The organism is Roseateles sp. P5_B10, from assembly GCF_056400485.1.
The window spans coordinates 1-5,879 of sequence record NZ_JBFULE010000309.1 but is presented as its reverse complement, the minus strand read 5'-3'; the positions used below and the strand labels follow the sequence as shown (position 1 = coordinate 5,879).

At 69.5% G+C, this 5,879-nt stretch carries 7 protein-coding genes; 5 read left to right on the top strand and 2 right to left on the bottom strand.

What is annotated here, in order from left to right; genetic code table 11:
• From AC1DU6_RS17795 to AC1DU6_RS17785, 3 genes are all read left to right on the top strand, one after another.
• A partial coding sequence (locus AC1DU6_RS17795; RefSeq protein WP_477858645.1) for a MerR family transcriptional regulator occupies nucleotides 1–336 on the top strand: 336 nt, incomplete at its 5' end.
• Entirely contained in the window at nucleotides 333–746 is a 414-nt protein-coding gene (locus tag AC1DU6_RS17790) for a nuclear transport factor 2 family protein (RefSeq protein WP_457321029.1), read from the top strand. The genes AC1DU6_RS17795 and AC1DU6_RS17790, both read left to right, overlap by 4 nt.
• 109 nt (nucleotides 747–855) lie before the next feature.
• The gene (locus AC1DU6_RS17785; protein WP_457321027.1) at nucleotides 856–2,421 is read left to right on the top strand and encodes a thioredoxin family protein; all 1,566 of its coding nucleotides are present in this window, start codon (nucleotides 856–858) and stop codon (nucleotides 2,419–2,421) included.
• Between the two features lie 3 nt (nucleotides 2,422–2,424).
• Here the strand turns inward: AC1DU6_RS17785 and AC1DU6_RS17780 are convergent, their stop codons facing one another.
• Together AC1DU6_RS17780 and AC1DU6_RS17775 are read right to left on the bottom strand one after the other, a co-directional pair.
• Entirely contained in the window at nucleotides 2,425–2,628 is a 204-nt protein-coding gene (locus AC1DU6_RS17780; RefSeq protein WP_056190902.1) for a hypothetical protein, read from the bottom strand.
• Nucleotides 2,629–2,888: 260 nt separating this feature from the next.
• Nucleotides 2,889–3,770 (bottom strand): LysR family transcriptional regulator, encoded by an 882-nt coding sequence (locus AC1DU6_RS17775; RefSeq protein WP_457321026.1) that lies wholly within the window; start codon nucleotides 3,768–3,770, stop codon nucleotides 2,889–2,891.
• A 111-nt stretch (nucleotides 3,771–3,881) separates the two neighbouring features.
• Between AC1DU6_RS17775 and AC1DU6_RS17770 the strand changes: the two genes are divergently transcribed.
• Complete coding sequence (locus AC1DU6_RS17770) at nucleotides 3,882–4,775, top strand: amino acid ABC transporter substrate-binding protein (protein WP_457321024.1); 894 nt, start codon at nucleotides 3,882–3,884, stop codon at nucleotides 4,773–4,775.
• Nucleotides 4,776–4,972: 197 nt separating this feature from the next.
• Nucleotides 4,973–5,671: a cysteate racemase gene (gene cuyB / locus AC1DU6_RS17765; RefSeq protein WP_457321022.1), complete on the top strand. Its 699-nt coding sequence runs from the start codon at nucleotides 4,973–4,975 to the stop codon at nucleotides 5,669–5,671.
• The last annotated feature ends 208 nt before the right edge of the window (nucleotides 5,672–5,879 follow it).

Here is a 5,879-nt window from a genome sequence, read left to right as displayed (position 1 = left end):
GTGCCCGGCGTGGCACGGGACGCCGGCGGCCGGCGGCGCTACCGCGAGCAGCACGTCGCCTGGCTCGAATTGATGGAGAGGCTGCGCACCACCGGCATGTCCATCGCCGAGATGCGCCGCTACACCGAGTTGGTCACCCAGGGCCGCAAGAGCCTGGCGGCGCGCCGCGACATGCTCGCCGCCCACCGCGCCGACGTGCTGGCGACGATCTCGCGCTGGCAGGAGGCCCTGACCGCGCTGGACCAGAAGCTGGATTTCTACGACGACTGGATCGCCACCGGCCAACGCCCGGCGCGTGATCCGCTCAAGCCCCTCAACCCCGGAATCAAGTCATGACCGACATCGACAACCCCACCGCCAACAAGGCCCTGCTGCAATCCATCTACGCCGCCCTGGCCGATGGCGACGGCGCCCCCTTCGTTGCCGCCATGGACGAGGACTTCAGCTGGACCATCGCCGGCGTCTCGCCCTGGTCGCGCTGCTGGGCCGGCCGCGACGTGGTGCGCGGGCAGTTGCTGCAGCCGCTGTTCCAGCGCTTTGCGACGCGCTACCGCAGCCGCGCCCAGCGCTTCATCGCGGAGGGCGACCATGTCGTCGTGCAATGCCAGGGCGAGGTGCAGACCCACGCGGGCGAGGCCTACAACAACCACTATTGCATGGTGTTCCGCCTGCAGGCAGGCCGGCTCAAGGAGGTGACCGAGTACATGGACACCGACCTCGCCTGCCGCGTGCTCGGGTCGCCCTGAGCGGCGCTGGCCATGACTGATGCGGCCAGCTCATAAGCCCATTCGGCGAACGCGCATGGCCTGTCGCAAAGCCTAGGACAATTGCGCCACCCCCTTCTCGTCGCCTGCCATGAAGCTGCTACCCCTCTTCTCGACGCTTGCGCTGGCCCTGACCCTGAGCTGCGCTCCCGCCCACGCCGCCACCGCACCCGGCGTCTCCTGGCAGGCCGCCGCGGCCGATGCCGACATCGACCGCTACTTCGTCCAGGCCAAGGCCGAGAAGAAGCCGGTGCTGCTATACTGGGGCGCCAAGTGGTGCCCGCCGTGCAACCAGCTCAAGGCGACGCTGTTCAACCGCGCCGACTTCATCGAGCAGAGCAAGGCCTTCGTGGCCGTGGGCATCGACGGCGATGCGCCCGGTGCGCAAAAGCTCGGCACGCGCTTCAAGGTGCGCGGCTACCCGACCCTGATCCTGTTCAACCCGGCCGGCAGCGAGATCACCCGCCTGCCGGGCGAGGCCGATGCGGCCCAGGTCATGAAGGTGCTGCAGCTCGGCCTGTCCAGCGGCCGCCCGGTCAAGGCGGTGCTGGCCGATGCCCTCAATTCAAAATCCACGGGCAGGAAGCTGTCGGCCAATGAATGGCGGCTGCTGGGCTTCTATGGCTGGGAGACCGACGAGCAGCAACTGCTGCCGGTGGCGCAGCGCCCGGCGACGCTGTCCCAATTGGCCAAGGCCAGCGAAGGCGCCGATGCCGAGACGACGACGCGGCTGTGGCTGAAGTCCATCGGCGCGATGGCCGAGGGCAAGCCGGCCGACCCCACACAGCTGCCACGCCTGCGCGCCGTGCTGGCGGACGCAGCCCAATCCCGTGCCCACATGGACGTGCTGACCAACGAGGCGCCCGACCTGGTCAAGGCGCTCGCCCCGCAACCCGGCGAGGCGCGCAATGCGCTGGTCGCCGAGTTCGACGCGGCGCTGAAACGCCTCAACGAAGACGCCACGTTGTCCCGCGCCGACCGGCTGAACGCGCTGCAGGGCCGCATCGATCTGGCTCGGCTGGACTCGCCCAAGGACGACCCGAACCCGAAGAACATCCCCGCCGCGCTGCTGGCCGAGGCGCGCGAACAGGCCAGCCGAGCCAATCGCGAGATCACCGACGGCTACGAGCGCCAGGCCGTCGTCACCGAGGCCGCCCACCTGCTCGGCCGCGCCGGCCTGTGGAAGGAGAGTGACGAGCTGCTGAAGTCAGCCCTGGCGCGCAGCCACTCGCCCTACTACCTGATGAGCCAGCTCGGCGGCAACGCGAAGAAACAGGGCCGCAAGGCCGACGCGCTGCGCTGGTACGAGGAGGCCTTCAACAAGAGCGAGGGGCCGGCCACGCGCCTGCAATGGGGCACGACCTACCTCGGCGCGCTGGTCGAGCTGTCGCCCGAGGACACGCCGCGCATCGAGAAGGCGGCGGCCCAGCTCTTTACCGAGGCAGACAAGGACCCCGGCGCCTTCTACGAACGCAGCGAGCGTTCATTGAAAAAGGTGGCGACCCTGCTGGGCGCGTGGAATCAGAGCCCGGCGCAAGCCGCCGCCGTGGGYCGGCTCAAGGCCCAGCTCGACGGCGTCTGCGGCAAGCTGGATGCCGCCGATGCCAAGGCCAGGTCGGCCTGCCAGGGGCTGATGAAGCCAACCAGCAAGGCCTGACCGCTAGGAATCGGACAGCAGCGGGTCGCGTCGCAGGTCGGCGTCCACGTCCATCAGCACGCTGGCCAGTTCCAGCGTGCGCCACAGCCCTTCGGGCATGGCCAGGATGGCCTCGGGGGTGCGCGCCTGGCTGACCCAGGCACCGATCTCCGCATGCTGCTCGGCAGTCAGCAGGCAACGGTCACGCATCTCGTCGAGTGTCTGCACGCTCAGCCTTTCGTTGCGGCACGGTCGCCGTCGTGGGATGGGAATCTAAGCCATGCCCGCGACTTCAGGCATCATTTTTTGCGCGCCTTGGCCGGCGGGGGCGGCGTCTTGGCCACATCGCCGATGACCGTCTTGAGTGGGCAGACCCGGAAGGCCGGGCACTTGGCGCAGCCGACTACGGCAGCGATCGGGCAGAGGGTCATGGCTGGCGTTCCGGCGGGCTGAGGGATTGCGGCCCAGCATACGCCGCCACGGCCGCGTCAGGCCGTGATGACCGTGCGAAAGGCGGCGATGAAGTCCGCCACGGCGCGCGGCGAGCGCACGCCCTGTGGCTGCACGGCGTGCACCTCCACCGGCACTTCGGGCAGCAGGGTGCGCACGTGCAGGCCCTCGCCCGTGGCGGCCTGGGCAGTGAAGGAGTCGATGATGGCGGGACCGAAGCCCTGCTCGGCCATGACCATGGCGATATGGTGCGTCTGCACCGTCATGCCGGCCTTGGCGACCAGGCCCAGGCGTGACCAGTGATCGGCCAGCACGGCGCCCAGCGGGTCGCGCTCGTCGATGCGGATGAAGGGCTCGCGCAGCACCTCCTGCATCGTCACCGTCGTGCGCTTGTCGGCCGGCGTCTTGCGCGCGGACACGCAGACCAACCGCCCCGCCGCGACGAATTCGTCCTGCAACGCCGGATGCGGCAGCTTGCCGTAGACGATGCCGACATCGCCCTCCTGCAGCGCCATCGCGCGGGCGATGTCGTTGGAGTGCAGCGTGCGCACCGACACCGGCATGCCCGCATGCGCCTTGCGGAAGATGCGCAGTGCGTCCGGCAGCGCACGCACCGCGAGCGACGGCACGATGAGGATGCGCAAAGGGTGGTCCTGGTCCTGCCGCAGCGCCGAGGCCATGCGGCGCAGCGACTCCAGCTGCAGCATCAGCGCCTGCACCTCGGGGTAGAGGGCCTGGGCTTCACGCGTGGGCACCAGGCGGCGCTTCTGGCGCGTGAACAGCGCGTAGCCAAGCTGCAGCTCTGCGTGCTGCAGCGTCTGCGTGACGGCGGGCTGGGTCACGTGCAGCAGCTTGGCGGCGGCGCCGACGCTGCCGGTCAGCATGACGGCGTGGAAAGTTTCGACGTGCTTGATCCTCATGGCGGGCTTCATTAGGTCAGCTGATGAGATGGCGGTCAAACGCGATGCACGGCCGGGGCCGGTTTTCCTAGCATCCAGCCCATCGATCAACGCCCCGCCATGGAGGACTTCATGAAGCATTCCGCCGCTGCCGCCACCCTCGCCGGCCTGACGTGCCTGACAGGCCTGTGCGCCCACGCCGAACCCGGCACGCTCGACAAGGTGAAGGCCTCGGGCACGATCACGCTGGCCTACCGCGAGTCGTCCATTCCCTTCTCCTACCTCGGCGAAGACGCCAGGCCCACCGGCTTTGGCTGGGAGATCTGCGCCAAGGTCGTCGAGCAGGTGAAGAAGGCCACCGGCCGCGCCGACCTGAAGGTGGCCGCGCAGGCCGTGACCTCGCAGAACCGCATCCCRCTGCTGACCAACGGCACTATCGACATCGAGTGTGGCTCGACGACCAACAACAGCGCGCGCAACAAGCAGGTCGCGTTCTCGATCAACTACTTCTACACCGGCACACGGCTGCTCGTGAAGGCCGGCTCATCGGTGCAGGGTTTCGCTGACCTGAAGGGACGCAAGGTCGTCTCGACCTCGGGCACCACCAACGTCCAGGTGCTGCGCAGGTTCAACGTCGAGCGCGACCTGGGCTTTGAGCTGCTGGGAGCCAAGGACCATGCCGAATCGGCCCTGCTCATGCAGCAAGGCCGCGCGGACGCCTTCGGCATGGACGACATCCTGCTGTTCGGCCTGCGCGCCAGCGCCCAGGACCCGGCCTCGCTGGCCATCGTCGGCGAGGCGCTGCAGGTCGAACCCTACGCCATCATGCTGCGCAAGGACGACCCGGCCTTCAAGAAGCTCGTCGACGACACCGTGGCCGGGCTGATGAAGAGCGGCGAGTTCGAGGCGCTGTACAAGAAGTGGTTCCAGTCGCCCATCGCGCCGCGCGGCATCAACCTGAACGCGCCGATGAGCCCGGAGCTGCGCGACAACCTCAAGCAGCTGTCCGACAAGCCGGCCGTCTGAAGTGAAAGTACGCCCCTCGCCCAGTCTTGCCGCGCTGAACGCGGGCAAGCCCAGTCGGTCCCCCAGGGGGACGGCGATGCTTGCGGCGTCGAGCCGCAAGCACATCGCCCACCGGGCCGGCTTGGGGCGGCCCGGCGCTCGGCCCGAAGAATCCTTCATGCGTCGCGGGTGCCACGACCGCGGAATGGACAACTGACATGAACGTCATCGGCGTGCTGGGCGGCATGGGCCCGCTGGCCACGGTCGACTTCATGCGCAAGGTGCTTGACGCCACATCGGCCGCGCGCGATCAGGACCACGTGCCGATGATCGTCAGCTGCCTGCCGCAGATTCCGGACCGCACCGCCGCCTTCCGGGGCGCGGGCGACTCGCCGCTGGAGGCCATCGTCGCCAGCGGCCGGCGGCTGACGTCGGCCGGCGCCGACCTCATCGTCATGCCCTGCAACACCGCCCATCTGTGGTTCGACGAGGTCCAGGCCCAGCTGCAGCGGCCCATGCTCCACCTCGTCGACGCGGCGCTGCGCGAGGCGCTGGACCTGGCCGGGCCCGAGGCCCGCATCGGCCTGCTGGCCACCGACGCGACCACCGCCTCGGGCCTGTATATCAACCGCCGCCTGGCCGACGCGCCACCGGTGCAGTGGCTGCTGCCGACCGCCGCCGAAATGCTGGAGCGCGTCATGCCCGGCATCGAGGCCGTCAAGGCCGGCCGGCTGCAGGACGGCCAGGCCCTGCTGGCCGACGCGGCTCGCGCATTGCGCCAGCGCGGCGCGGCCGTCCTCGTGCTGGCCTGCACGGAGATCCCCATCGTGCTGGGCGCCGCAGCCTGCGGCCTGCCGGTCGTCGATGCGACGGCGGCCCTGGCGCGCCTTGTTGTCGCCAGCGTGGGCCGGGGCTGAAGCCACCCACGCGCGCTTTCCCGCCGCTCGCGCGGCTGCTACCGCCACTCATCCCGGCCCATTGCCCCACGCCGCCGCCCGGGCCGGATACTGCTCGCCACTGCAACGACAAGAAGAGATTGGCATGCGTGATTGGCGAGGACGCCTGCTGGCCCTGCTGACGATGGCCGGCCTGTGCACGGTGGCGGCCGCGGGGCCGCTCAAGCCC